This is a genomic window from Leisingera sp. ANG-M6 (genome assembly GCF_000813905.1).
In the GTDB taxonomy this organism is placed as follows: domain Bacteria; phylum Pseudomonadota; class Alphaproteobacteria; order Rhodobacterales; family Rhodobacteraceae; genus Leisingera.
Window position 1 is genome coordinate 16730 of sequence record NZ_JWLG01000034.1, and the last position, 25958, is coordinate 42687.

Consider the following 25958-nt stretch of genomic DNA (forward strand, 5'->3'; position numbering starts at 1 on the left):
CGCATACCTAGGGAAACGGAATTGAAAGGAGGCTGGCATGGCCGGATTTCTGACCACCCATGTGCTGGACACCGCCCGCGGCTGCCCGGCGGAAGGGCTGAAGATCGATCTCTACCGGATCGAAGGCAAAGAGCGCATTCACCTGCGCAGCCTGACCACCAATGATGACGGGCGCACAGATGAGCAGATCCTGCCTGCAGGCGAATTTGCCACCGGCACCTATGAACTGGTGTTCCACGCCGGCGGCTATCTGCGCGCCACCGGCCAGGCCGGCGCCGACCCGCTGTTCCTGGACGAAGTGCCGCTGCGCTTCGGGATGAGCGAGGCTGACAGCCACTACCACGTGCCGCTCTTGCTGTCGCCCTACGGCTACTCCACCTACCGCGGCAGCTGAGCCGCACGCCCCAAGATACCTCTCCTCCCGCTTGGCATCTGCCGGCGGTTCCCGTCCCAGGCAACTGGGGCGGGCTTTTTCATTCTGAGGGGAGGGACGCCTGAATGTGGTCCACCATGAAATCCATGAACAGCCGCACCTTGGGGTCCTGGTGGCGGCGGTGAACATAGAGGCACGCCATCTGGATCGGAATCGGCGGCTCCTCTGCCAGCACCGGCACCAGCCTGCCGGAGGCCAGGTGTTCTGAAATCTCGAACACCGGTTTTAGGATGATCCCATGCCCGTCCAGCGCCCAGTTGGTCAGCACATCGCCGTGATCCGATTCAAACGGCCCGGTGACCGTCACCCGCTTGACCCCGTCCTGACTGCGCAGCGGCCATTGGAACTCCGGCGCACCGGGATAGCGCAGGTTCAGGCAGTCATGCGCCTCCGTCTTCAGCTCATCGCTGTTCTTCGGCTGGCCGCGCTGCCTGATGTACTCTGGCGCCGCGCACAGAACCCGCGGGCAATCGGCGATCTTGCGGATGCGCAGGTTTGAATCCTCCGGCACGCCCAGGAAAAACGCCGCATCCAGCCCCTCTGCCGCCAAGTCCAGCTTGCGGTCCGACAGCCGCAGCCGGATCGAGATCAGCGGATAAGCTTCCTTGAACTTCGGCACCGCCGGCGCAATCAGCCGCTGCCCCAGCCCCAGCGGTGCGGCCACATACAAGGTACCGCGCGGGGTTTGGGTGACGCTGCTGATGTCAGCCTCAGCCTCATCCACCGCTTCCAGAATCTTGACCGCGCCGTGATAGAACAAGTTGCCCTGTTCGGTCGGATTGAGCAGCCGGGTGGTGCGCTGGAACAACCGCACATTCAGGTGATCCTCCAGCTGCGAAATCCGCGACGACGCCACCGCCGCTGAGATCCGCATGTCACGTGCGGCGGCAGACATGTTGCCAAGTTCATAGACGCGGACAAAGGTGCGGATATTGTCGAGATAGGCCATTCACGTATTCTTTGTGTTATTTTGAAACAGCTTGGATTTTTTACCTAATACATGAAAATAACGCCATGCTCTAGTCTCGGGTCAAAGCTTATGAGGAGAGAACAATGGAAGAGCTCGTGATCATGTGGGACTGGCTGGGCTTTGCGGTCCGCTGGCTTCATGTCATCACCGCCATTGCCTGGATCGGATCGTCCTTCTACTTCGTCGCGCTGGACCTTGGCCTGCGGAAGGTTCCGCATCTGCCGGTCGGCGCGCACGGCGAGGAATGGCAGGTCCACGGCGGCGGTTTTTATCACATCCAGAAGTATCTGGTGGCACCGGAGAACATGCCGGACCACCTGATCTGGTTCAAATGGGAAAGCTACGCCACCTGGCTGTCGGGCGCGGGCCTGTTGATGATCGTCTACTGGGCGGGCGGGGAGCTGTACCTGATCGACTCCGCCAAGGCCGACCTGGCCCTGTGGCAGGGCATCCTGATTTCCGGCGCATCGCTGACCATCGGCTGGATCGTCTATGACTTCCTGTGCAAATCGCCTCTGGGGGAAAAACCGACCTTCCTGATGGTGCTGCTATTCGTGCTGCTGGTCGCCATGGGCTGGGGCTACAACCAGATCTTCACCGGCCGCGCGGTGATGCTGCACCTGGGCGCCTTTACGGCTACCATCATGACTGCAAACGTCTTTTTCATCATCATGCCGAACCAGCGCATCGTGGTGAAGGACCTGCAGGAAGGCCGCACGCCGGACGCCAAATACGGCAAGATCGCCAAGCTGCGTTCGACCCATAACAACTATCTGACGCTGCCGGTGGTGTTCCTGATGCTGTCGAACCACTACCCGCTGGCCTTTGCCACCGAGTACAACTGGCTGATCGCGGCGCTGGTGTTCCTGATGGGCGTGACCATCCGCCACTACTTCAACAGCAACCACGCGGGCACCAGCAACCCGACCTGGACCTGGCCGGTGACCGCCATCCTGTTCATCGGCATCATGATCCTGAGCCAGGCGCCGCTGCAGCAGGACACCTACGAGGAATCCGAGGCTCGGGAGCTGACCAAATCCGAGCAAGTGTTTGCCAGCAATCAGCATTTCGAGGACGTGATGAATGTGGTGCCGGGCCGCTGCGCCATGTGCCACGCGCGGGAGCCCTACTATGACGGCATCCGCCGCGCGCCCAAGAACGTGCTGCTGGAGACCCCGGCGGATGTGGCGAAATACGCCAAGGATATCTACCTCCAGGCCGGTGCCACCCATGCGATGCCGCCCGCCAACGTCACCTTCATGGAGGACGAGGAGCGCACCCTGATCCGCCGCTGGTATGGCAGCGCCTCCAAGGATCTGCCGCTGACACTGGCCGCGAACTGACGCTGTCAGACACTTTCAAACCGGATGGCTCCGCCCCTGTGGCGGGGCCATTTTTTGTCCGGCACCCTGCATGCACCCCCTGTACACCCCCTGTGCACCGCCAATGCAGCAAAAACCCGGGAACCAATTGCCCAAGCTGCGCGTTACCTCGGCATAGGGTTTGCCCAACTGCGCCGGATCTCCGGGGCTTCCGGCCTGTTCAGCCACAGCGCCACTCCGTTGCGGGCACCCTTCGCTTGGGCGGCACCAGCCGGGGGTGGCCGCCCGGAAATGCGGCAACACTGCCGGGGGGAGTGGACGTTGAAGGAGGAAACACGATGCTTAGGAAACCCATCGCAATCGGATTTGCACTCTGCACCGTTTTGGCCGCCTGTGGCGACACCACCGGCGAGCGGCTGGTCTACGGCGCCGGTGCCGGCGCGGCCGGCGCCGCCGTTCTGGACGGCAATCCGGTGACAGGGGCGGCTGTCGGGGCCGCGGCAAACCTGCTCTACTGCCAGGAAAATCCGCACCGCTGCTAAGGCGAGAACCCTGGTCATTCAAAAGGCGGGCAAGCGGTGCCCGCCTTTTCCTTTGCCTCTAGCCGCCCGCTTCGCTGCGACGGAAAGCGGCGAGGCCCTGTTTTACCGCATAGTCCACAAACAGGCGGATCTTGGGGTCCTGCAGTTTCCGGTGCGGATAGAGACAGCCGAAAATGGTCGCCTCAGGCGGGGTGTCCGGCAGCACCTCGACCAGCGCGCCGCTCTTCAAATGCGCAGCCACGTCAAAGCGCGGCTTGTTAACGATGCCGCGCCCGTCCAGCGCCCAATTGGTCAGCACGTCGCTGTCATCGGCGTCGTATTTTCCCGAAACCTCCAGCTTGCGCGGCCCCTCAGGCGTGGTCAGCGTCCAGTAATATTCAGGTGAGCGCGGATAACGCAGCAGCAGGCAATTGTGACCACTCAGCAGATCCTCCGGCACCTGCGGGGTGCCGTGGCGCTCCAGATACTCCGGCGCCGCACATAGCACCCGGGCGCAATCGGCGATCTTGCGCATCTTCAGGGTGGAATCATGCGGGGTGCCGATAAAGAAAGCCACATCCAGCCCGTCGGCCAGAATATCGACCTTGCGGTCCGACATCCGCATGCGGATTTCGGTGGCCGGATACTCCTCGACAAACCCCGGCACCAGCGGCGCGATGATGCGGCGGCCAACGCCCAGCGGCGCGGTCACCCGGATCACCCCGCGCGGCGCGGCGGAAAACTGCGAGACCACCGCCTCGGCGTCCTCAATCGATTCGAGCACCTTCTTGGCTTCGGTATAAAACAACTGCCCGGCCTCTGTCGGGGTCAGCGATCTCGTGGTACGGTTGAACAGCCGCACGCCAAGGTGCTTTTCAAGCTCCTTGATCCGCTTGCTGGCCACGGCGGGAGTCAGCCGCAGATCCCGCCCGCCAGAGGTGATGCTGCCCAGTTCGACGACTCGGGTAAAGACCCGCAGGGATTCCAGATAAGACATGGTTCACAGACCTTTACGGGGCGCGTTTCCCGCTTGCCCTGATGAGCAGAGGTCGGCAAACGCACCGGTTCCGGCACCTATTAGCCTAACCATTTTCAACAGAGTGTTGAAAGCCTTTCGCGATTGCAGCCGTTAACCGAGGCAGTCAGACAAGGTAAAAATGACATAAGCGGGCCAGCTCGGCCCAAGAGACATTCGGGAGGCCCCATGGCACATCAAACCGGCATACGCTTTCTTCTGAACGGCAAGGACATTGTGCTGGAGGACGTGAAGGCGACCACCACTCTGCTGGATTTCCTGAGGCTGGAGCAGCGCCTGACCGGCACCAAGGAAGGCTGCGCCGAGGGCGACTGCGGCGCCTGCACCGTGCTGGTGGGCCGTCTGCATAATGGCGCCCTGCGTTATGAGGCGGTGAACGCCTGCATCCGTTTCCTGGCGTCGCTCAATGGTTGCCACGTTGTGACGGTGGAGCATTTGTCCGGCCCGAACGGCCGTCTGCACCCGGTGCAGCAGGCGATGGTCGAATACCACGGCAGCCAGTGCGGCTTCTGCACCCCCGGCTTCGTGATGTCGCTTTATGCGCTGTGGATGGAAAACCCGCAGCCGAACGAGGCTGAGGTGGAAACCGCCGTGCAGGGCAACCTGTGCCGCTGCACCGGCTATGAGCCGATCGTGAAGGCCGCACTTGCGGTGAACCAGTACGGCACCCTGGCCAATGATTACCTGACCACCGAACGCGACGCGCTGACCGCCAAGCTGAAGGAAATCCAGACTGCGGCCCGCGTCGTGACCGGCCCCGAGGACGACCGTGCCATCCTGCCGCTGGACGCGGCGGATCTGGCAGAGGTGCTGGCAGAGAACCCCAAGGCGACCATCGTGGCCGGCTCCACAGATGTGGGCCTGTGGGTCACCAAGTTCATGAAGCCGATCTCGCCGGTGGTGTTTGTTGCCCACCTGGAGGAGCTGAAGGCGGTTGAGCTGACGGATGAAGCACTAACCATCGGTGCCGGCGTCACCTATACCGAGAGCGAGGCGGCGATCCGCGATGCCTTCCCGCATCTGAGCGCCTACTGGGACCGCATCGCCGGCTGGCAGGTGCGCAACATGGGCACCATCGGCGGCAATATCGCCAACGGCTCGCCCATCGGGGACACTCCGCCGGTGCTGATCTCGCTGGGCGCCGAGGTGACGCTGCAGAAGAAAGGCGGTTCCCGCACGCTGCCGCTGGAAGAGTTCTTTATCGACTACGGCAAGCAGGACCGTGAGCCGGGCGATTTCGTGGCCTCGATCCGCATTCCGCGCCCGGCGGCAGGGCAGATTGATGCCGCCTACAAGATCTCCAAGCGCCGGGACGAGGATATCTCCTCGGTTGCCGCCGGGGTCAGCGTCACCGTGAAGGACGGCACGATCACCTCTGCGCGGATCGCATTCGGCGGTATGGCGGCAACGCCCAAGCGCGCCGCCGGGGCCGAGGCCGCACTGGTTGGCCAGCCCTGGGGCGAGGCCGCGTTTGACGCGGCAGCGGAAGCGGTGAAGCAGGACTTCACCCCGCTCAGCGACTGGCGCGCCTCTGCCGAGTACCGCGCGCTTACGGCCAGCAACCTGCTGCGCCGCTTCTACCTGGAACATGATGCGGGAACCGCCGGTGCTGTCCGGCTGGCCGTCGCCTGAGGAGATTTTGAGATGAAAGACCATCAGACCATCAGCGGCGCCGTGCACCATGACCGCCAGCACGATAGCGCGATCAAGCATGTGACCGGCCGCGCCGAATACACCGACGATATCGCCGAGCCCTATGGCACGCTGCACGCCTACCTGGGTGTGTCCACCGTGGCGCACGCCAATATCAGGAGCATCGACCTGTCAGCGGTGCGCGCCGCGCCCGGCGTGGTGGACGTGCTGACCGCCGATGACATTCCCGGCGTCAACGACATCAGCCCCACCGGCAAACATGACGAGCCGGTGTTCCCGACGGAGAAGGTCGAATTCCACGGCCAGCCGATGTTTGCGGTGATTGCCGAGACCCGCGATGCCGCCCGCCGTGCGGCGGAGCTGGCAGAGGTGGACTACGAGGTGCTGCCGCACGCGCTGGACCCGGTCCAGGCGCTGGAAGCGGGCTATCCGATGATCACCGATCCGCTGAAGCTGGAGCGCGGCGACGTTGAGGCCGGGCGCAAGGGTGCTCCGCACCGCATCCAGGCGCAGATGACCGTTGGCGGACAGGACCACATGTATCTGGAGGGGCACATCGCTTTTGCCGTCCCCGGCGAAGATGAGGATGTGACCGTGCATTGCTCCACCCAGCACCCCAGCGAGGCGCAGCATATGGTGGCGCATGTTCTGGGCGTCGCGAACAACGCGGTCACCGTCAACGTGCGCCGCATGGGCGGCGGCTTTGGCGGCAAGGAAAGCCAGATGAACCTGTTCTGCGCTGTGGCTGCGATTGCTGCGAAGAAGCATAACCGCCCCGTAAAGATCCGCCCAGACCGCGATCAGGACATGACCGCCACCGGCAAGCGCCATGACTTCGTGATCGACTATGACGTGGCCTTTGACGACGCGGGCCGCATCCAGGCGGTCGAGGGCGGTTTTGCCGCGCGCTGCGGCTATTCCTCGGATCTGTCCGGCCCGGTCACCGACCGCGCGCTGTTCCATGCGGACAACGCCTATTTCTACCCGAACGTGCTGCTGAAAAGCCGCCCGATGAAGACCAACACCGTCTCCAACACCGCCTTCCGCGGCTTTGGCGGCCCGCAGGGCGTGGTCGCGGCAGAGCGGATGATCGAGGAGATCGCCTATGCCCTTGGCAAGGATCCGCTGGATGTGCGCAAGGCCAACTTCTATGGCGAGGAAGGCCGGGATCTGACGCCCTACCATCAGAAGGTGGAGGACAATATCCTCGACCGGCTGATCGGGGAGCTGGAGGAAAACGCCGAATACCGCAAGCGCCGCGAGGAGATCATCGCCTTCAACAAGGAGTCGAAGATCATCAAGAAGGGCATCGCCCTGACGCCGGTGAAATTCGGCATTTCCTTCACCGCGACCTGGTACAACCAGGCGGGCTCGCTGATCCACGTCTATAACGACGGCTCGATCCACCTGAACCATGGCGGCACCGAGATGGGGCAGGGCCTCAACACCAAGGTGGCGCAGGTTGTGGCCGACGCCTTCCAGGTGGATTTCGAGCGCATCAAGATCACCAAAACCACCACCGAGAAGGTGCCGAACACCTCCGCCACCGCGGCCTCTTCGGGCTCGGACCTCAATGGCATGGCGGCGCTGGATGCGGCGGAGCAGATTATTGCCCGGCTGACCAAATTCGCGGCTGAGAAGTATGAAGTGGCCGAGGCGGAGGTCGAATTCCTGCCCAACCGCGTGCGCGTCGGCAGCGAGGAAATCCCCTTCGATACGCTGGTGAAAGAGGCCTATATGGCTCGCGTCCACCTGTCGGCGGCGGGCTTCTACAAGACGCCGGAAATCCACTGGGACCGCGCGGCGGGAAAGGGCCAGCCGTTCTTCTACTACGCCTATGGCGCGTCCTGCTCCGAGGTGTCGGTCGACACGCTGACCGGCGAATACCGGGTGGAGCGCACCGACATCCTGCATGACGTGGGCCGCTCGCTGAACCCGATCCTGGACAAAGGCCAGGTGGAGGGCGCCTTCATCCAGGGCATGGGCTGGCTGACCACCGAGGAACTGTGGTGGGACGGCGAAGGCCGCCTGCGCACCCATGCGCCCTCGACCTACAAGATCCCGCTGGCATCCGACCGGCCGCGCGTCTTCAACACGCAGCTGGCCCAGTGGTCGGTGAACAAGAAGCGCACCATCAAGCGGTCCAAGGCCGTGGGCGAGCCGCCGTTCATGCTGGGCATCTCGGTGTTCGAGGCGCTGTCGATGGCGGTTGCCAGCACCGCGGACTACAAGGTCTGCCCCCGTCTGGATGCGCCAGCCACGCCGGAGCGCGTGCTGATGGCGATCGAAACCCTCAAAGCGCAGGGCTGAGCCATGACCCGCCGCCCTTCCCTCCAGGACTTTCTGGCCAGCCACAAACATGTGGTGCAGGTCGCGCTGACCCGCGTTCGCGGTTCCTCCCCGCGCGAAACCGGCACCTGCATGTTTGTGGCGCGAGGCGGCCTTTGGGGGACCATTGGCGGCGGTCAGCTGGAATATATCGCCATCGACCACGCCCGGCGGATGCTGAAGCAGGATGTGATCAGCGACACGCTGGATGTGCCGCTGGGGCCGGAAATCGGCCAGTGCTGCGGCGGCCGGGTGGAAATGTCGCTGGCGCAGATGCGCCAGGCCGACCGCGACGATGCCATTGCCCGCCAGCAGGCCGAGGAGCAGGCCCTGCCGCATGTCTATGTGATGGGGGCAGGCCATGTTGGCCGGGCCCTGGCGGATCTGTTCCAACATATGCCGGTGCGCTGCATCCTGATCGACCAGCGCGCCGAAGAACTTGCCTTGTGCAACGCGGACGTGGAAATCCGCCAAAGTGCAATTCCCGAGATCGACATCGCCACCGCGCCCGCGGGCAGCGCCTTTGTCGTTCTCACCCATGATCACGCGCTCGACTTCCTGCTTGCCTCCGCTGCCCTGCAGCGCGGCGATGCGGGCTATGTCGGCCTGATCGGATCGGCCACCAAGCGGGAGAAATTCCGCCGCTGGTGCCGGGACCATTGCGACGGTCTGGGAACCGACCGTCTCATCTGCCCCATCGGGGCAAGCGGTAGCCGCGACAAGCGGCCCAGCGTCATCGCGGCCTTCGTGGCAGCGGAAGTGATTGCTGATTTGACCTCTGAAACTGCCGCGTCCGCTCCATCACGGAGCACTGACCTGCCCCAAGCGGGTAAGCAACCGGACGCAGAGGGAGACACGGCTGGAGCAATCAGCCGGTAAGGACTGCGTCCTCTGATAGGAGGAGGCCGCCATGACCACAGGGCGGAGCTATACGTACAAACTGTTCGCGCGGAATGACTTCAGTGCATTCTGGGCGCTGTTCACAGACAACCTGATCAACCTGATCGTGCTTTCGGGCATCTGTCAGTTTGTCTTCAATATGCCTGCCGACATCGTGTTCGGCCGCATCGTGCCCGGCGCCGCAGTGGCGATCCTGGCCGGTATCGCGGTCTACACCTGGCTGGCCAAGCACACCGCCGAGAAAGAAGGCCGCGACGTGACCGCGCTGCCTTATGGCATCTCGACCCCCGTGATGTTCGTCTATCTGTTCGGCGTGATCGGGCCGATTTACTGGTCCACCAATGACGCCATGCTGGCCTGGCAGGTGGGCATCGGCGCGGGCTTCATGGGCGGCATCGTGGCCGGTCTTGGCGCCATCGTCGGCCCCTGGCTCAAGCGGGTGACCCCGCGTGCCGGCATGCTCGGCACGCTCTGCGGTATTGCGCTGGTGTTCATCGGCACCGTGCCGCTGGCGACGATCTTTGAGAATCCGTTCATCGGCTTTGCCTCGATGATCATCATCCTGTGGGGCCTGGTGGGCCGCCACCGGCTGCCGTTCAACATCCCGGCAGGCCTGCTGGCGCTGATCGTCGGTACCGTTGTGGCGCTTGGAATGGGCGAGGCTTCGGTGTCTCTCGATGGCGTTGGCGTTTACTTGCCGGTTCCTTACATCGGCGACCTGATTGCCGGTATCCAGCATCTGTTTGCCAACCCGGAGCTGTTCCTGGTCCTGGTGCCGGTGCAGATCTACAACTTCATCGAAACCATGAACAACGTCGAAAGCGCCGAAGCGGCGGGCGACCACTATCCGGTCGGCCTGTGCCAGGTGACCGACGGCGTTGGCACCATGATCGGTGCGGTCTTCGGCTCGCCGTTCCCGACCACCGCCTATATCGGCCACCCGGCCTACAAGCGGATGGGCGCGCGCTCTGGCTATATCATCGGCGTCGGCATCGTGATCCCCTTTGCCGCCTTCTTTGGCCTGCTGGCGTTCCTCAACAACCTGATCCCCGTCGCCGCTGCCGCGCCGGTTCTGGTGTTCGTGGCGCTCAGCCTGGTGACCAATACCGCGCATTCGGTGAAAACCGACCACATCGCCGCGGTGACCATTGCAATGATGCCGCATGTCTCGGCCTTCCTGGTGATCAAATGGGGCGCACTGGCCGGCGCATTGGGCGCACTGGGTGCCACTGGCATGGCGCAGTTGGGCGATCCGGAACTGACCGCAGCGCTGCTGCAGCAGGGTGCCCATTACGAAGGCCATCTGGCCCTCAGCCAGGGCGCGATCCTGACTGGCCTGATCTGGGGCGCCATCGTGGCCAGCGTGATCGACGGCGACTTCCGCAATGCGGGCGGCTTTGCCCTGGCGGCGGCGGTGATGTCGCTGGTCGGCGTGATCCACTCTGCCAGCCTGCATTGGCCGGAGTTCAGCGGTGTTGCCATGGGCTACCTGATCGCTGCGGCCTTCCTGTTCATCTACCCGATCTTCCACAAGGCGGATGAGCACGAGGAAGAGGACGACAGCGTGAAACCGCATGTGCCGCACCTGCCGGCAGGCGAATAATCCCAAATGACAATGGGCAGGGGGCTGCGCGCTCCCTGCCTGCGAACCAAGGACAACACAGATATGACATCGAAACAGACGCTGCTGCGCGGCCGGGTGCTTTCCTTCACCGCCGAGCCGCAAGACCCCCAGGACACCAGCGCCTATGAGTTCATCGAGGACGGCGCGCTGCTGGTCGCGGACGGCATGATCCTCGCCAAGGGCAGCTATGGCGACCTGGCCCCCCAGGCTGCAGGCGCCGAGGTGATCGACCACCGCCCGAACATCCTGATGGCCGGCTTCATCGACACCCACCTGCATTTCCCGCAGGTGCAGGTGATCGCCTCCTGGGGCTCGCAGCTGCTGGAGTGGCTGAACAACTATACCTTCCCGGAGGAGGTCCGTTTTGCCGATGCCGGCCACAGCAACGAAATGGCGGGCCATTTCTTCGACCTCTTGACCAGCCACGGCACCACCACCGCGGTGGCCTATTGCTCGGTCCACAAGACCTCCGCCGAGGCCTATTTCACCGAAGCCGCGCGCCGCAACATGCGGATGATCGGCGGCAAGGTCCTCATGGACCGCAACGCGCCCGAGGGTCTGCTGGATACCCCTGTCAGCGGTTATGACGACACCAAGGAGCTGATCGCGAAATACCACGGCAAGGGCCGGGGGCTTTATGCAATCACCCCGCGCTTTGCCATCACCTCCACCCCCGATCAGATGGAGATCGCCGGCGCGCTGGTGCAGGAGCACCCGGACTGCTACGTGCAGACCCACCTGTCGGAAAACCACGACGAGATCGCCTTTACCGCGGAGCTTTATCCGCAGGCGCGGGATTATCTGGACGTCTACCAGTCCTACGGGCTGCTGACCGAAAAGATGCTGCTGGGCCACTCGATCCACCTGCAGCCGCGCGAGATCGACGCGCTGGCCGAAACCCAGGCCAAGCCGGTGTTCTGCCCGACCTCCAACCTTTTCCTGGGCAGCGGGCTGTTTGACGACGCTGGCCTGCGCGAGCGCGGCATCACCAACGCCATTGCCACCGACATCGGCGCCGGCACCAGCTATTCGATGCTGCAGACCCTGAACGAGGGCTACAAGGTCCTGCAATTGCAGAACCAGAGCCTGCACCCCCTGCGCGCTTTCCACTGGATCACCCGCGGCAACGCCGTGGCGCTGGGGCTGGAGGACAAGATCGGCACGCTGGAAGCAGGCACCGAGGCCGACATCGTGGTGCTCGATTCCCGCGCCACCCACGCGATGGACCTGCGGATGCAGCGGGCGGAGACCTTGTCCGAAGAGCTGTTCATCCTGCAGACCCTGGGTGACGACCGTTCGATCGCGCAAACCTATGTTGCCGGTCAGCCGATGAAGACCTGACCTTGCCGCCGCGGGCCAACGCCCGCGGCACTTCTACCTCAATTCTTACCATAATCCCTATTACAATCATTTTTCATACCGCTCTGACGCACATGCAAAAAGGCGGCGACAAGCCGCCCAGGAATAATTGACAAAATTAGTAAATTATAATACCCGCCGCGCTCGAAGGAGTTGCGGATGTTTTACGACCTGGCCAAATTGCGCGCGTTCGGCGCCCGTCCCTGCCTGATTGCGGCGGATGGATCACAGCTGACCTATGCCGCTTTGGCGGATGCCGCGGAACAGTTTGCCCGCCAATTGCCGCAGAACCGGCGGCTGATTGCGATTGAGGCCACCAGCGCTCCGCAAGCCATCACCGCCTATCTCGGCGCGCTGGCCGCAGGCCATGCCGTCATGCCGCTGCCCGCCGGGGATCAGGCCACCGCCGAAAGCCTGACAGACCGGTTCCGCCCCGCCGCCAGCTTCCGCTGCACCGGCGGCACCTGGCAGCTGCTGACCCATGCGCATGAGGCGGCGGAGATCCACCCGGACCTTGCCCTGCTGCTGCAAACCTCCGGCAGCACCGGCCATGGCCGCGGCGTGCGCCTGTCCTCGACCGCCGTGGACAGCAACGCCCGCGCCATTGCGCAATATCTGGAGATCCAGCCCCAGGACCGCGCCGCGCTGATCCTGCCGCTGCACTATTCCTACGGCCTGTCGGTGCTGCACTCGCATCTGGCCACCGGGGCCAGCCTGTGGCTCGCACCCGGTTCGGTCTTGGATGCCGGTTTTGCAGGTGCGCTGACGGCTTCCGGCGCCACCAGCCTCGCAGGCGTGCCGCATCACTTCCGGCTGCTGGACAGCGCGGGCCTGTCCCAGGCGCTGCCGGAAACCATCAAGACCCTGACCGTTGCAGGCGGCGCGATGGAGGCGGATCAAGTCCGAACCTGGGCCGCCCGGATGCAGGCCCGCGCCGGCCGGTTCATTGTGATGTACGGCCAGACCGAAGCGACCGCGCGGATCAGCTACTTGCCGCCGGAGCAGGCATTGGTCCACCCCGGCGCCGCAGGCCGCGCCATTCCCGGCGGCCACTTGCTGCTGCGCGATGCGGGCGGCAATGAAATCACTGCGCCGGAGGGCGAGGGCGAACTGGTCTACAAAGGCCCGAACGTGATGATGGGCTACGCCGAGGGCCATACCGATCTGGCCAAAGGCGCGGAGCTGTCTGAGCTTGCCACCGGCGACCTTGCCCGGTGCGATGCCGATGGGCTGTACCATATCACCGGGCGGCTGTCGCGGATGTCCAAGATCGCGGGCCTGCGCATCGGCCATGACGCCATCGAACGCGCACTGGCTGCCCAGGGGCATGAGGCCGCGGTCTGGGGCGATGACACCCGCATCTCCATCGCCATCTGCGGGCCAGAGGACGGCATCGCCGCGCTGGCCGCCAAGCTGACCGGCGTCGGCCAGCAGCATTTTTGCGTGATCCCGCGCAAACCCCTGCCGCGCCGCGCCAATGGCAAGATCGACTATCCGGCGCTCAAGGCGCAGTCTGCCAACCCTGCGCGGTCCAAGGGCGTGCTGGCCGCCTATCAGGCTGCCTTTGCGCCGCAGACCGTGGGCCGCAACGACAGTTTTGCCTCGCTCGGCGGCGATTCCCTGCGTCATGTGGAGCTGTCGCTGGCGCTGGACGACGCCCTGGGCGGCGCCCCGGCCGGCTGGGAAACCATGCCCATCAAGGAGCTGGAGACCACCGCCCCCGCCCGCGGCAGCAGCCTGCCGTTTGAGCTGGTCGCGCGGGTGATTGCGATCCTCGCCGTGGTCATTGCGCACCAGACCCATTGGCCCACCTACGGCGGCGCCGCCGCGATGGTGATCCTGATGGGGATGAGCGTTGCCGGCTACCGCTGGGAGGCGCTGAGCACCGGTGACATGCGCAGCTTTTTCAAGCCCGTGGCCGCGGTGCTGATCCCCTATTACCTGGTGCTGGCCGGCTATGCCGTGGCCTGGGAGCAGGTGCCCTGGGTCTCTGTCTTCCTGGCCGGGAATTTTGCCCTGACCACGCCGGAAACCCATCTGATGCTGCCCTATCTTTATTGGTTCGTGGAGGCTTACTGGCAAATCACCCTGCTGATTGCCCTGCCCTTTGCGCTGCCGCCGGTGCGGCGCTGGCTGGCACACCAGGGCGCCTACCGAGCGGGCCTGTGCCTGCTGGGGGTTGCCGTGGCCATCCGCCTGATCGCGCCGGAGGTCTGGCAGATCGGCGGGCGCGCGCAGTTCACCGTGCCTTGGGTCCTCTATCTGTTTGCCATCGGCTGGTGCATCACTGCGGCCCGCACACTGCGCCAGCAGCTGGTGCTGCTGGGTGCCGCCTGCGTGATCATGCCGTCAGCCGCCTACCTTGGCGGCAACTGGTACGGCGGCTGGATCAAATACATGTGGCTGCTGGCGCTGATTGGCGGGCTGATCTTTTTTCAGCGGGTGCCCCCGCCGCGCCCTGTTTCCCGCGCCGTCATGCGGCTGGCACAGGCCGCCTTCCCGATCTACCTGCTGCACCGGCTCGTGCCGGAGGTCCTGATGCCGATGATCGGGCTGGAGGGGCGCAGCGCGCTGGTCAACACCCTCGGCATCCTCGGCGGCATCGCCCTGGGGCTGGTTGTGGCCTCAGGGCAGCGGCAGCTGGTGCGCGCCTGGGCAAATGCCCGCACCCGCCAGCCGTCGCTCGCGGAAGCCTAGGCGAGGGTCGCGACAGCTTTGCCGATCCGGCTCAGCGCCTCGTGCAAGTCCGCCTCGGAGGTGGCATAGGAAATCCGGAAATAAGGCGAAATGCCAAAGGCGCGGCCCGGCACCACCGCCACATGATGCCGGTCCAGCAGCCAGGCGCAGAAATCCGCGTCTGTTTCCAGCACCTGTCCCCCCGGCGTGCGCTTGCCCAGCACGCCCGCGCAATTGGCAAATGTGTAAAACGCGCCCTCCGGCACCGGGCAGTTGATCCCTTCCATTCCGTTCAAGGCTTCCACCACCAGATCGCGCCGCTTCTGGAAACTGGCCCGCCGCTCTGCCAGCACCTCCTGCGGGCCGTTCAGCGCCGCCGCCGCCGCCGCCTGCGAAATGGACGAGGGATGCGAGGTCGATTGCGACTGCACCACCTTCATCGCGTCGATCAGCGCCTTCGGCCCACCGGCATAGCCCAGCCGCCAGCCGGTCATCGCATAGGCCTTGGAGACGCCGTTGATGGTCAGAACCCGGTCCTTCAGCAGCGGCTCCACCTGCGCCGGCGTTGCAAATTCAAAGCCGCCATAGGTGATGTGCTCGTACATGTCATCAGCCATCAGCCAGACGTCCGGATGCCGCAGCAGCACCTCCAACAGCGGTTTGTAGTCATCCGCGCTGTAGCCCGCGCCCGCCGGGTTCGACGGCGAGTTCAGCAGCAGCCAGCGTGCGCGCGGAGTAATCGCTTCCTCCAGCTTCTCCGCGGTCAGCCGGAAGCCAGTGTCATCCCCGCAGGGCACCAGCACCGGCTCGCCGCCGGCAATGCGAATGATATCGGAATAGGAGGTCCAAAAAGGTGTCGGCACGATCACTTCATCGCCGGGGTTGAGGCTGGCCATGAAGGCATCGAACAGGATCTCCTTGGCGCCGGTGCCAGCGATGATCTCGTCCAGCGCATAGTCCAGCCCATTGTCTCGCTTGAACTTGGCCTGGATTGCCTGCCGCAGCGCCAGCGTGCCGCCGAGCGGGGTGTATTTCGTCTCCCCTGCCCGCATTGCGGCGGCAGCGGCCTCCTTGATGTGGTCCGGCGTGTCGAAATCCGGCTCGCCCGCGCCCAGGATGATCACCGGTGCGCCCTGCCGTTTCATCTCTGCCGCCTTGGCGCCGATGGTGAGGATTTCCGAGACCTCAAGCGGATCAAGACGGGCGGCGCGGCGGAACTGGGCCATGGCAAAGACTCCCTGCTAGTTGTTTCCGCTAGATTGAAGCGAAAAACGCACTTCAAAAAACCGACCCTTTAGGACAGAAACCATTCCAGATTGGCATTTGTCGCGAAGGGCAGCGCCCGCCCCGGTGGGGAGCGGAACACCTTAATCCCGCCTGCCCTTCAACTGCTTGCGCAGCCAGGCTTCCAGTTTCTGCACCGCCTCCGGCACCACCCCGTGCGGGCGCACCAGGAAATAGCGCTTGCGCGACTCCAGCGCCGGCCCCGGTATCCGCATCAGATCGCCTGCCGCAATCTCCCGCGCCACCATGTCATAAGGCACAATCGCCGCGCCCAGCCCCGCTGTGGCGGCTGCAATCACCATCGAGTGCTGGTCGAAGTAACGCCCGTCCTGACGCGGCGCGCCCGCCAGCCCTGCGCGCTCGAACCACTCCGCCCAGCTGCCCGCGCGGCTTTCCAGATGCAACAGCGGCGCCTGTGCCAGATTATGCGACTGCTCCAGCTGATGCGCGGCATGGAACCCAGGCGCGCAGACCGGCACCATTTCCTCTCCGAACAGCGGCGCCATATGGGTGCCGGGCCAATTATCCAGCCCGTAATGCACTGCCAGATCGAAATTCTCGCGGGCAAAATCAAACGGCTCCAGCCGGGTGGAGAAGCTCAGCTCCACCTCCGGGTGGCGGGCAAAGAAATCCGGCAGCCGCGGGATCAGCCAGAGGTTGGCGAATGCCGGCAGCACCGCAATTCGCAGGGCCGATCGCCCCGCCCCGGCGGCGGCGGCCTTTTGCAGGGTGGCGCGCAGCCCGGCCAGATCCAGCTCCAGATCGGCGGCCAGCCCCTGCCCCGCCGGCGTCAGCACCACACCGCGGCCTGCCCGCTGGAACAGGTCGAAGCCCAAGTCGCCTTCCAGCTCCTTCACCTTCTTGCTGACCGCGCTCTGGGTCAGCCCCAGTTCCTCGCCGGCGGCAGTGAAGCTTTGATGCCGCGCGGCGCTTTCAAAACAGCGCAGATGGGTCAGGCTTGGCAGCCGCATTTCAAACCTCCTCCAGCTGCATCAGCAGCCACTCGCGGAACTTGATCAGCGGATAGTCCTCTGCCTGATCCGCAGGCCAGACCAGGAAATACTCGCCCAGGCTCACCGCAGCCCCCTCCATCGCCAGCGCCAGGCGGCCTTGGGCAATCTCATTCTCCGCCAGGAAATCCGGAAGCAGCGCCACCCCCAGCCCATGCACCGCCCCCTGCGTCATGGCGGAGGACTGGTCAAACAGCATCCCCCGCAGCTTTGCCGCGGGCACATCATGCAGGTGAAACCATTGCTCCCAGCAATCAGGGTGGGTTTCCAGATGCAGCAGCGGATAGTTCAGCAGCTCCGCCGGGCTGGCCACCGGCCCCGCCAACAGACCCGGCGCGCAGACCGGCAGCACATGTTTCGGCATCAGGGGCAGATACTCCACCCCCGGCCAGTCGCGCGTGCCGTAGTGGATCGCCGCCTGCGCGGTGCCCGCGTCAAAGCTGAACGGCAGGTTATGCGTATGCAGGTTCACCGTGATGCCGGGATGCGAGGCGGCAAATTCCTTGAGCCGCGGCGCCAGCCAATGGAGGCCAAAGGACGGCAGGATTGACAGGGTGAAGCTGCCGCCGTCCGGATTGGCCCTGAGCTTGACCGAAGCCTGCGCCAGCCGGGTCAGGATCATCCTCGCCTCCTTGGCAAAACCGGTGCCCGCCGGCGTCAGCTGCATCCGCATCTGGTCGCGGGCGATCAGATCCACCCCCATCTGCTCCTCCAGCTGCTTCAGCTGGCGGCTGATGGCGCTTTGCGTCAGCGACAGGTCCTCCGCCGCGGCCGAGGCGCTGCCGAGCCGGTCCACGGCCTCCAGCGCCAGCAGCGACGGGATCGAGGGCAGAAAGCGGCGCGGGGCAATCATATGATCTTTGCTCATAGCTTCAGGATTTAGTTTCAATAGCAATCCGCGCCGGAGGGTGCAATTTCTATATCAGACCGACGCCCGGCGGGACATCCGCGCAAAGCAAGCTAAAGTTTTGCTCATGCCCTGCCCTCGCATCATAAGGACACCGACATGCCCCATTCCGATATCCTCACCGCTGCAGGCCTGACCGAGGCCGAACTGACCGGCGGCAGCCTCTCTGTCACCACGCCGGTGGACGGCAGTGAAATTGCCCGCCTGAAAACCCACACCGCGGCAGAGGCCGAAGCGCAGATCGCTGCTGCCAAGGCTGCTTTCAAATCCTGGCGCCTGGTTCCAGCCCCGCGCCGCGGCGAGCTGGTGCGCCTGCTAGGTGACGAATTGCGCAAGGAGAAGGAAAACCTGGGCCGCCTTGTCACCCTGGAATGCGGCAAGATCTACCAGGAGGGCCTGGGCGAAGTGCAGGAGATGATCGACATCTGCGACTTCGCGGTGGGTCTCTCGCGCCAGCTCTACGGCCTCACCATCGCGTCTGAGCGCCCCGGCCACGCGATGCGCGAGAGCTGGCACCCGATGGGCACCTGCGGCATCATCACCGCCTTCAACTTCCCCGTCGCCCCCTGGTGCTGGAACGCGGCGCTGGCGCTGGTCTGCGGCGATCCGGTGATCTGGAAACCGTCGGAGAAAACCCCGCTCACCGCCCTTGCCGTGCAGAAAATCTGCGACCGCGCCATGGCGGGTTTTGGCGGGGACGCGCCCGAGGGCCTGATCCAGGTGCTGATCGGCGAGCGGGACCTGGGCGAGGCGCTCACCGTCTCCAGGGACGTTGCCATCATCTCCGCCACCGGCTCTGTCCCGATGGGCAAGGCGGTGTCCGCCGATATGTCGAAACGCCTCGGCCGCACCATTCTGGAACTGGGCGGCAACAACGCGATGATCGTGGCGCCGTCGGCCGATCTGGAAATGGCCCTGCGCGCCATCGTGTTCTCTGCCGTCGGCACCGCCGGCCAGCGCTGCACGTCGCTCCGCCGCCTGATTGTGCACGAGGACATCTATGACCAGCTGATCCCCCGACTGATCAAAGCCTACGAGGGCCTGCCCATCGGCGACCCGCTGGCCGACGGCACACTGGTCGGCCCGCTGATCGACGGCGCGGCACTGGACGCGATGACCAGCGCGCTGGGGCGCGCCCAGGATGAAGGCGGCACCGTGCACGGCGGCACCCGCGCATTGGCGGACAGCCACGGGGATGCGGCTTATGTGCACCCGGCCATCGTCGAAATGCCCGGCCAGACCGCCATAATGCACACTGAAACCTTTGCCCCGATCCTCTATGTGGTGAAATACACGGATCTCGACCAAGCCATTGAAATGCAGAACGAAGTGCCGCAAGGCCTCTCCTCCTGCATCTTCTCCACCGACGTGCGCGAATGTGAATATTTCCTCTCGGCAGCAGGCTCCGACTGCGGTATTGCCAACGTGAACATCGGTCCCTCCGGCGCTGAAATCGGCGGTGCTTTCGGGGGCGAGAAGGAGACGGGCGGCGGCCGCGAAAGCGGTTCTGACGCCTGGAAAGGGTACATGCGCCGGCAGACCAACACCGTGAACTACTCACGCGAGCTGCCGCTTGCTCAGGGGATCAAATTTGACATCTGATCTGGCGTCCTGCCTCTGGCACCAAACCTGCCAGGAAAACCCAGCCTTCCCGGAACTCACCGGGGAGGCAACGGCCGATCTGGTGGTGATCGGCGGCGGCTACACTGGCTGTTCCGCCGCATTGAAGGCCGCCGAAATGGGTGCCTCTGTCAATCTGATCGAAGCGGACGAGATCGGCAGCGGCGGTTCGGGGCGCAACGTGGGGCTGGCAAACGCCGGCCTCTGGCTGCCGCCCGAGGACATCAATGCCGCACTGGGCGCTGAGACCGGCAGCCGCTTGTCAGAACTGCTGGCAGGCGCGCCGGACATGGTGTTCGCTCTGATCGAAAAACACGCCATCCAATGCGAGCCGGAGCGCGGCGGCACCCTGCACTGCGCCCATGCGCCTTCAGGCCTGAAGGACTTGCAGCGCCGCCACGCCCAGCTCACCGCCATCGGCGCACCGGTGGAGCTGCTGTCGCGCGAAGACGCCATTCAGCGCACCGGATCCGACGCTGTGCACGGCGCGCTGTTCGACCCGCGCGCGGGCACCATCCAGCCGCTGGCCTATGTGCGAGGCCTTGCCCGCGCTGCCGCCACGGCGGGCGCGCAGCTGCCCCCCCATCCCCCCGCCACAGTCATCAGCCGCGAAGGCTCTGCCTGGCATGTGGCAACGCCCAAGGGCAGCCTCCGCGCCAAGCATCTGATCATGGCCACAAACGCCTATGCCCGCGAAATCTCCGGCTACGCCGCACCGCAGGTGATCCCGGTGCATTACTTCCAGGCTGCCACCAATCCGCTGCCCGCATCCCTGCTGAAAAAAATCCTTCCGGGCAAGGAAGGCTGCTGGGACACCGCGCTGGTGATGTCGTCGTGGCGGCTGGATCAAGCCGGGCGGCTGGTGATCGGCGGCATGGGCGCGCTCAACCATTTCGGCAGCGCCCTGCACCGCAGCTGGCTGCCCCGCAAGCTGGCAGCGCTCTATCCTGAGCTGAAGGATGTGAAACTGCACAGCCACTGGCACGGCCGCATCGCCATGACCACCGAACACCTGCCCAAGATCCTGGACCTGCAAGGCGGCTATGCCTGTTTCGGCTACTCCGGCCGCGGCATCGGCCCCGGCACCCTGTTCGGGGCTGCCATGGCCGAGGCGCTGCTGAATGGTGACTCAGCCTGCCTGCCGGTGCCGCCCGCCAAGGGTCACAGCCTGCCGTTCGCAGGTCTGCGCAGCGCCTATTACGAGACTGGCGCCACGCTCACCCATCTGGTCAGCGACAGATAAGGGGCAACTCCTTGCGCGGAACAAGGCCGAAGGCCGCCGCGCATCGCCGGCGCGCGCCCACGCGGCGGCGATTTGGCTGAGCCAGGCGTTTCGCCGGCAGGTTCTACGGATTTGGCCGGCATAAACTGCCAGACACAACCGCCGGGATCGCCCCCGCGCGCGCCATCAATACGCGGCTTGCTTCACTTGCAGCCGGCAATCGCCGCGCCAATCTCTTGCAACAGCGCCGGATAGAACTGCGGCCCCGGCACCAGCCCCGCCCCCAGCGGATCCAGCACAGCGGTGCCGGCCGCGGTGCCGTCCAGCACGGTGGCAACCAGCCCCGGGTTGAACTGCGGCTCGGAGAACACGCAAGCCACTTTCAGCTCCGTCACCACATCCTGGATTTCAGCAACCCGTGCCGGGCTGGGCTTCACTGCGTCGCTCAGCGAGATCGCCCCGGCCGCGCTCAGGCCAAAGCCTTGCTCGAAATACTGATAGGCGTCATGGAACACGATGAACGGCTTGGCCCGGAAAGGTTCCAGCGTGGCCGAAACGCTTGCCACGGTTTCCGCGATTTCCTGCTTGCCGGCCTCAGCATTCGCCCGGTAGGCGGCAGCGTTGTCCGGGTCGTGCTCTGCCAGCTCCTCTGCGATCACATCCAGCCAGGCCTGCGCATTGGCCGGCAGCAGCCAGGCATGCGGGTCGGCACCCTCATGGTGATGTCCGTGGGCATCGGCGTGATCTTCATGGCCGTGCTCTCCGGCATGTTCCTCGTGATCATGCCCTTCGTGGCCATCATGATCCGCATGATCGTGGTCTTCGTGATCATCATGGCCCGCATGCGCAGCTGCTTCGGCATGCTCCGCATGACCATGATCGCCGTGGCCGTCATGATCTGCATGATCCTCATGCCCGCTGTGGTCATCGTGATCCCCGTGCCCCTCGTGACCATCATGCGCATGTGCCTCAAACCGGGCTCCTTCACGGAACGGCAGCACCGTGGTGCCTTCGCTTTCCAGCAGCTCGATCCGGTGCGCATCACCGGCCAGTTCCTCCAGCGGACCTTCCAGCCAAGGGGTCAGAGCTCCCCCCAGCCAAAACACCACATCCGCCTGGTCCAACGCCCGCGCCTCGGAGGGGCGCATCGCATAGCCATGCGGCGAAGCGCCCGGCGGCACCACAAGGGCCGGCTCGCCCAGACCCTGCATCACGCGCGCCACCAGCCCGTGCACCGGCGCGATATCCGCCGCCACTTGCGGCACCTCTGCCACCGCGGCCCCTGCCCCCGCCAGCAAAGCCACCACCGCTGCACCGCATTTCAAAACGCCAGATTTCCGCATGTCGCGCCCCATGTAATCTTATAACATCACGCCGCTTGATAAACGTCATAACATAACATATCAAGAGGCAAATCCGCCGCCGCGCAGAAGGACCCCCGCATATGGATTCCATCGGCTTTGCCCCGCACGACCACACGAGCTGCATCCAGGACGGGATTGCCGCTGTGGACGCCCAATGCCGGGCAGAAGGCCTGCAGTTCACCCCGGTCCGGCGCCGGGTACTGGAAATCCTGCTGCAGGAGCACCGCGCGCTGGGGGCTTATGAAATCCTCGACCGGCTGCGCGAGGAGGGGCTTGGCTCGCAGCCGCCCGTCGCCTACCGCGCGCTGGATTTCCTGGTGAAAAACGGCTTTGCGCATAAGATCGAGCGGCTCAATGCTTTCATCGCCTGCACCCATCCGGGCGAAAGCCACGCGCCGGTCTTCCTGATCTGCCGCGCCTGCGACGCGGTGGCGGAGGCGCAGCGCGAACCCACACAGGGCCAGCTTGGCGAGGCCGCCCGCGACGCCGGTTTTGTGATTGAGCGCGCGGTGATCGAGGCCGAGGGCCTATGCCCGAAATGCCAGGAGAAACCCGCCGCATGAGCAGCCTGATCTCCCTCGACGGCCTCACGGTGGCGCATGGCGGCAACACGGTGCTGTCCGGCGTCAGCCTGTCGATAGCTCCCGGCGAGATCGTTACCGTGGTCGGCCCCAACGGCTCCGGCAAGTCCACTCTCTTGCGCAGCGTGATCGGCGCACAGAAGCCTGCGCGCGGCACCATCACCCGGGCGCCGGGGCTGCGGATCGGCTATGTGCCGCAGAAACTGCACATCGACCCCACCCTGCCGCTGACCGTGCGCCGGTTCCTGAGCCTGCCGGACCGGGTGTCCGACACCCGTGCCGCGGAGGCATTGGAGCAGGCCGGCGCCGGAAATCTGGCAGCGCGGCAGATGTCCGGCCTGTCCGGCGGCCAGTTCCAGCGGGTGCTGCTGGCCCGCGCCCTGCTGTGCAATCCGCAGCTGCTGATCCTTGATGAGGCAACCCAAGGTTTGGACCAGCCCGGCTCGGCGGCCTTTTACCAGCGCATCGAGAAGGTCCGCCAGGAGCTTGGCTGCGCGGTGCTGATGGTCAGCCACGAGCTGCATGTGGTGATGGCGGCCTCCGACCGGGTGATCTGCCTCAACGGCCACGTCTGCTGCGAGGGCGCGCCAGAGCATGTCGCCTCCGCCCCGGAGTACCGCGCCCTGTTCGGCACCGGCACCCAGGGCGCGCTGGCGCTTTACCGGCATGAGCACAATCACAGCCATGATCACGGCTGCGAACATGATCACGGGCATCATCACGAGGCTGCCGAATGACCTTGCTGGACGATTTCCTGATCCGTGCCGCGCTGGCGGGCATCGGCGTGGCGCTGGCCGCGGCGCCTCTGGGCTGTTTTGTGGTCTGGCGCCGGATGGCCTATTTCGGCGATGCCACCGCCCATGCCTCGATCCTCGGCGTGGCGCTGGCGCTCAGTTTTGACGTCTCGGTCTTTGCCGGGGTACTGGCGACCGCGCTGGCAATGGCCACCACGGTTTCGGCTTTGGCGGGTCGCGGCTATGCCATGGACACGCTGCTGGGGGTGCTGGCGCATTCCTCGCTCGCCTTCGGCCTGGTTGCCGTCTCCTTCCTGCAGGGGGTGCGGATCGACCTGATGGCTTATCTGTTCGGCGATATCCTGGCGGTGGGCCGCGGTGATCTGGCGGTGATCTGGGGCGGCGCGGTGCTGGTTCTGGCGCTGTTGTGGTGGCGGTGGTCTGCACTGCTGACGGCGACCCTGAACCCGGACCTGGCCCATGCCGCCGGCATTGACCCCCGGCGCGAGCAGATGGTGCTGACCATTGCGCTGGCGCTGGTGGTGGCGGTTGCGATCAAGGTCGTCGGCGTGCTGCTGATTGCCGCGATGCTGCTGATCCCTGCCGCCGCGGCGCGCCCCTTTGCCGCCACGCCGGAACGCATGGCACTGATCGCGGCGCTGCTGGGCATGCTGTCGGCTGCCGGCGGCTTGCAGCTGGCCTTTGCGCTGGACACCCCCGCTGGACCCAGCATCGTCTGTCTGGCTGCAGGCCTGTTTGCCGCCACCAGCCTCGCCGGTCTGCTGCTGCGGCGCAGCCGCGGCTGATGTTTCTAGCTTCTGGCACGGCTTGACCGGGCGCCAGGACCGGCCCACGGCAATCCGCCTGCCTGCAAGCCGCAGCCTCAGCTGCCGGTGCGCTGCAGGTCCGGAGCGCCGGTCCATTTGCTGATCGCCTCGGTCAGCGCTTTCTTGTTGATCGGCTTGCTCAGGAAATCATCCATCCCGGCCTGCAGGCACTTTTCCCGGTGCGACTGCAGCGCATTGGCCGTAAGCGCCACAATCGGGCATTTGCTGCCGCCGTTCTCGGCCTCGATCCGGCGCATCTCTGCAGTGGCCTCCAGCCCGTCCATCTCCGGCATCATCATGTCCATCAGAACGATGTCGGGCCGCGCAGCCTCAAACTGGGCAACGGCCTCAAGACCGTTCCTGGCGATGCTGATGTCCAGCGGCGCGTTTTTCAGCATCTTGGTCACAACCAGCTGGTTGGTGCGGTTGTCCTCTGCCAGGAGCAGTTTCAGCCGCTGCTCCGGCGGCTCGCTGCCGCGTTCCTGGCTTGCGTCAGGTTCCGCCGTCTGGAGAGGCAGGCTCAGCACCCGGTCCAGCACCTGCCGCAGCTGCACAGACCGCACCGGTTTCAAAGCAAACTCACAGGCACCGATGGCCTCGCAATCCGACCGGCTCAGCGCATGCTCAACCGACGACAGGATAATCAGCGGCACAGTTTCAAATCCCGGCATCGCCCGGATCCGCGCCGCCAGCGCGCGCCCGTCCATGGCCGGCATCTGGAAGTCCAGAATCACAAAATCAAAACGTCGGCCGTCCAGCTGCGCATCGGCCAGGATCTCCAGTCCTTCATGCGCCGAGGCCGCCAGCGTGCAGGACACACCCCAGGCGCTCAGCCGTTCGGACAGGATCACCCGGTTCAGCTCCAGATCGTCCACCAGCAGCCCGTGCAGCCCGGCAAAGTTCTGCGGGCTGCCCTGCGGAACCGCAGCCGCCTGGCTGCCGGGCCGCAAGGGGAGCTCGATGGTAAAGACCGATCCTTCGCCCGGAACTGACTCCACCTGCACCGATCCGCCCATCAGCGAAAGCAGCTGCGACGAAATCGCCAGCCCCAGTCCGGTGCCCTCAAAGTTGCGGGTGGCGGCGTTGTCGGCCTGCTCGAAGGCCCGGAAAATCTTGCCGATGCGGTCCGCCTCAATGCCGACCCCGGTGTCACGCACCCGCAGCTGCAGCAGATGGCTGCCGGACTCCTGCGCCTTCCCGGTCACCTCGATATAGACATAGCCTTCGCGGGTGAACTTAACCGCATTGCCCGCCACATTGGTAATCACCTGCCGGATCCGGCCCGCGTCGCCCTCAAACACCTCGGGCAGCGCCGGGTCATAGCGCATGGTGATCTCGACGCCCTTTTCCGCCGCCTTCGGCGACAGCAGGGTCACCACATCCTCCACCGCGGTCTGCAGATTGAAGGGCTCGATGGCGAACTCGACCTTGCCGGCCTCGATCTTGGAGAAATTCAGAATGTCATTGATGATCGTCAGCAGCGCCGAGCCGGACTTGGCAATGGTCTCTGCATACATCTGCTGATCATCGTCCAGCTGCGTTTCCTGCAGCAGTTCCGCCATGCCGATCACCCCGTTCATCGGGGTG

The 25958-nt window shown here is 64.9% G+C and carries 21 protein-coding genes; 14 read left to right on the forward strand and 7 right to left on the reverse strand.

Annotation, left to right across the window (positions count from 1 at the left end; genetic code table 11):
- Positions 1-37 precede the first annotated feature (37 nt).
- Positions 38-394 (forward strand): hydroxyisourate hydrolase, encoded by a 357-nt coding sequence (uraH, locus tag RA24_RS21125; protein WP_027233834.1) that lies wholly within the window; start codon positions 38-40, stop codon positions 392-394.
- A gap of 79 nt (positions 395-473) precedes the next feature.
- Here uraH and RA24_RS21130 read toward each other — a convergent pair whose 3' ends face one another.
- Positions 474-1382 carry a LysR family transcriptional regulator gene (locus RA24_RS21130; RefSeq protein ID WP_039152356.1) on the reverse strand — a complete coding sequence of 303 codons (909 nt, stop codon included), beginning with the start codon at positions 1380-1382 and terminating at the stop codon, positions 474-476.
- Between the two features lie 104 nt (positions 1383-1486).
- Between RA24_RS21130 and RA24_RS21135 the strand changes: the two genes are divergently transcribed.
- Both RA24_RS21135 and RA24_RS21140 read left to right on the forward strand, forming a co-directional pair.
- Complete coding sequence (locus RA24_RS21135) at positions 1487-2746, forward strand: urate hydroxylase PuuD (protein ID WP_039194191.1); 1260 nt, start codon at positions 1487-1489, stop codon at positions 2744-2746.
- A gap of 317 nt (positions 2747-3063) precedes the next feature.
- The gene (locus RA24_RS21140) at positions 3064-3267 is read left to right on the forward strand and encodes a hypothetical protein (protein ID WP_019294497.1); all 204 of its coding nucleotides are present in this window, start codon (positions 3064-3066) and stop codon (positions 3265-3267) included.
- Between the two features lie 58 nt (positions 3268-3325).
- Here the strand turns inward: RA24_RS21140 and RA24_RS21145 are convergent, their stop codons facing one another.
- A complete protein-coding gene (locus tag RA24_RS21145; protein ID WP_039152352.1) occupies positions 3326-4243 on the reverse strand; it encodes a LysR family transcriptional regulator in 918 nt (305 codons plus the stop codon).
- 207 nt (positions 4244-4450) lie between these two features.
- On the opposite strand from RA24_RS21145, the gene xdhA reads away from it, so the two are divergent.
- The 6 genes from xdhA to RA24_RS21175 all read left to right on the forward strand — a co-directional run bounded on the left by xdhA (position 4451) and on the right by RA24_RS21175 (position 14843).
- A complete protein-coding gene (xdhA, locus tag RA24_RS21150) occupies positions 4451-5914 on the forward strand; it encodes a xanthine dehydrogenase small subunit (protein WP_039194194.1) in 1464 nt (487 codons plus the stop codon).
- A 12-nt stretch (positions 5915-5926) separates the two neighbouring features.
- Positions 5927-8245 carry a xanthine dehydrogenase molybdopterin binding subunit gene (gene xdhB, locus RA24_RS21155; RefSeq protein ID WP_039194196.1) on the forward strand — a complete coding sequence of 773 codons (2319 nt, stop codon included), beginning with the start codon at positions 5927-5929 and terminating at the stop codon, positions 8243-8245.
- Between the two features lie 3 nt (positions 8246-8248).
- Positions 8249-9142 (forward strand): xanthine dehydrogenase accessory protein XdhC, encoded by an 894-nt coding sequence (xdhC, locus tag RA24_RS21160; protein WP_039194199.1) that lies wholly within the window; start codon positions 8249-8251, stop codon positions 9140-9142.
- Between the two features lie 31 nt (positions 9143-9173).
- Complete coding sequence (locus RA24_RS21165) at positions 9174-10766, forward strand: xanthine/uracil/vitamin C permease (protein WP_039152346.1); 1593 nt, start codon at positions 9174-9176, stop codon at positions 10764-10766.
- A gap of 63 nt (positions 10767-10829) precedes the next feature.
- On the forward strand, positions 10830-12128 hold the full coding sequence (gene guaD, locus RA24_RS21170; RefSeq protein ID WP_039194230.1) for a guanine deaminase: 1299 nt from the start codon (positions 10830-10832) through the stop codon (positions 12126-12128).
- Between the two features lie 177 nt (positions 12129-12305).
- Positions 12306-14843, forward strand: a complete 2538-nt coding sequence (locus RA24_RS21175) for an AMP-binding protein (protein ID WP_039194202.1) — start codon at positions 12306-12308, stop codon at positions 14841-14843.
- Here the strand turns inward: RA24_RS21175 and RA24_RS21180 are convergent.
- From RA24_RS21180 to RA24_RS21190, 3 genes are all read right to left on the reverse strand, one after another.
- Complete coding sequence (locus RA24_RS21180) at positions 14840-16048, reverse strand: pyridoxal phosphate-dependent aminotransferase (RefSeq protein ID WP_039194207.1); 1209 nt, start codon at positions 16046-16048, stop codon at positions 14840-14842. The genes RA24_RS21175 and RA24_RS21180 overlap by 4 nt on opposite strands.
- Before the next feature lie 141 nt (positions 16049-16189).
- Complete coding sequence (locus RA24_RS21185) at positions 16190-17077, reverse strand: LysR substrate-binding domain-containing protein (RefSeq protein WP_039194210.1); 888 nt, start codon at positions 17075-17077, stop codon at positions 16190-16192.
- Position 17078: 1 nt separating this feature from the next.
- Positions 17079-17984: a LysR substrate-binding domain-containing protein gene (locus tag RA24_RS21190; RefSeq protein WP_082020411.1), complete on the reverse strand. Its 906-nt coding sequence runs from the start codon at positions 17982-17984 to the stop codon at positions 17079-17081.
- Positions 17985-18122: 138 nt separating this feature from the next.
- Here RA24_RS21190 and amaB point away from each other — a divergent pair, with 138 nt between their 5' ends.
- Positions 18123-19625 (forward strand): L-piperidine-6-carboxylate dehydrogenase, encoded by a 1503-nt coding sequence (gene amaB / locus RA24_RS21195; protein WP_039194213.1) that lies wholly within the window; start codon positions 18123-18125, stop codon positions 19623-19625.
- Positions 19615-20886 carry an NAD(P)/FAD-dependent oxidoreductase gene (locus tag RA24_RS21200; protein WP_039194216.1) on the forward strand — a complete coding sequence of 424 codons (1272 nt, stop codon included), beginning with the start codon at positions 19615-19617 and terminating at the stop codon, positions 20884-20886. The genes amaB and RA24_RS21200 overlap by 11 nt, the downstream gene beginning before the upstream one ends.
- A gap of 182 nt (positions 20887-21068) precedes the next feature.
- Here the strand turns inward: RA24_RS21200 and RA24_RS21205 are convergent, their stop codons facing one another.
- On the reverse strand, positions 21069-22208 hold the full coding sequence (locus RA24_RS21205) for a zinc ABC transporter substrate-binding protein (protein WP_052269646.1): 1140 nt from the start codon (positions 22206-22208) through the stop codon (positions 21069-21071).
- Between the two features lie 101 nt (positions 22209-22309).
- Here RA24_RS21205 and RA24_RS21210 point away from each other — a divergent pair, with 101 nt between their 5' ends.
- The 3 genes from RA24_RS21210 to RA24_RS21220 are packed head-to-tail and all read left to right on the forward strand — an operon-like array spanning position 22310 to position 24350.
- Complete coding sequence (locus RA24_RS21210) at positions 22310-22792, forward strand: Fur family transcriptional regulator (RefSeq protein WP_019294483.1); 483 nt, start codon at positions 22310-22312, stop codon at positions 22790-22792.
- Complete coding sequence (locus RA24_RS21215) at positions 22789-23547, forward strand: ATP-binding cassette domain-containing protein (RefSeq protein WP_019294482.1); 759 nt, start codon at positions 22789-22791, stop codon at positions 23545-23547. Before RA24_RS21210 ends, RA24_RS21215 begins: the two co-directional genes overlap by 4 nt.
- Positions 23544-24350: a metal ABC transporter permease gene (locus tag RA24_RS21220; protein ID WP_039194221.1), complete on the forward strand. Its 807-nt coding sequence runs from the start codon at positions 23544-23546 to the stop codon at positions 24348-24350. The genes RA24_RS21215 and RA24_RS21220 overlap by 4 nt, the downstream gene beginning before the upstream one ends.
- Before the next feature lie 77 nt (positions 24351-24427).
- On the opposite strand, the gene RA24_RS21225 is transcribed toward RA24_RS21220, so the two are convergent.
- On the reverse strand, positions 24428-25958 hold a 1531-nt coding region (locus tag RA24_RS21225; protein ID WP_039194236.1), incomplete at its 5' end, for a response regulator.

Coding starts and splice junctions, on each gene's coding strand:
- guaD (WP_039194230.1), top strand. CDS start 10,830: ATGACATCGAAACAGACGCTGCTGCGCGGCCGGGTGCTTTCCTTCACC.
- RA24_RS21175 (WP_039194202.1), top strand. CDS start 12,306: ATGTTTTACGACCTGGCCAAATTGCGCGCGTTCGGCGCCCGTCCCTGC.
- RA24_RS21220 (WP_039194221.1), top strand. CDS start 23,544: ATGACCTTGCTGGACGATTTCCTGATCCGTGCCGCGCTGGCGGGCATC.
- xdhB (WP_039194196.1), top strand. CDS start 5,927: ATGAAAGACCATCAGACCATCAGCGGCGCCGTGCACCATGACCGCCAG.
- RA24_RS21210 (WP_019294483.1), top strand. CDS start 22,310: ATGGATTCCATCGGCTTTGCCCCGCACGACCACACGAGCTGCATCCAG.
- RA24_RS21165 (WP_039152346.1), top strand. CDS start 9,174: ATGACCACAGGGCGGAGCTATACGTACAAACTGTTCGCGCGGAATGAC.
- uraH (WP_027233834.1), top strand. CDS start 38: ATGGCCGGATTTCTGACCACCCATGTGCTGGACACCGCCCGCGGCTGC.
- RA24_RS21205 (WP_052269646.1), bottom strand. CDS start 22,208: ATGCGGAAATCTGGCGTTTTGAAATGCGGTGCAGCGGTGGTGGCTTTG.
- RA24_RS21180 (WP_039194207.1), bottom strand. CDS start 16,048: ATGGCCCAGTTCCGCCGCGCCGCCCGTCTTGATCCGCTTGAGGTCTCG.
- RA24_RS21190 (WP_082020411.1), bottom strand. CDS start 17,984: ATGAGCAAAGATCATATGATTGCCCCGCGCCGCTTTCTGCCCTCGATC.
- RA24_RS21215 (WP_019294482.1), top strand. CDS start 22,789: ATGAGCAGCCTGATCTCCCTCGACGGCCTCACGGTGGCGCATGGCGGC.
- RA24_RS21140 (WP_019294497.1), top strand. CDS start 3,064: ATGCTTAGGAAACCCATCGCAATCGGATTTGCACTCTGCACCGTTTTG.
- xdhA (WP_039194194.1), top strand. CDS start 4,451: ATGGCACATCAAACCGGCATACGCTTTCTTCTGAACGGCAAGGACATT.
- xdhC (WP_039194199.1), top strand. CDS start 8,249: ATGACCCGCCGCCCTTCCCTCCAGGACTTTCTGGCCAGCCACAAACAT.
- RA24_RS21145 (WP_039152352.1), bottom strand. CDS start 4,243: ATGTCTTATCTGGAATCCCTGCGGGTCTTTACCCGAGTCGTCGAACTG.
- RA24_RS21130 (WP_039152356.1), bottom strand. CDS start 1,382: ATGGCCTATCTCGACAATATCCGCACCTTTGTCCGCGTCTATGAACTT.
- amaB (WP_039194213.1), top strand. CDS start 18,123: ATGCCCCATTCCGATATCCTCACCGCTGCAGGCCTGACCGAGGCCGAA.
- RA24_RS21185 (WP_039194210.1), bottom strand. CDS start 17,077: ATGCGGCTGCCAAGCCTGACCCATCTGCGCTGTTTTGAAAGCGCCGCG.
- RA24_RS21135 (WP_039194191.1), top strand. CDS start 1,487: ATGGAAGAGCTCGTGATCATGTGGGACTGGCTGGGCTTTGCGGTCCGC.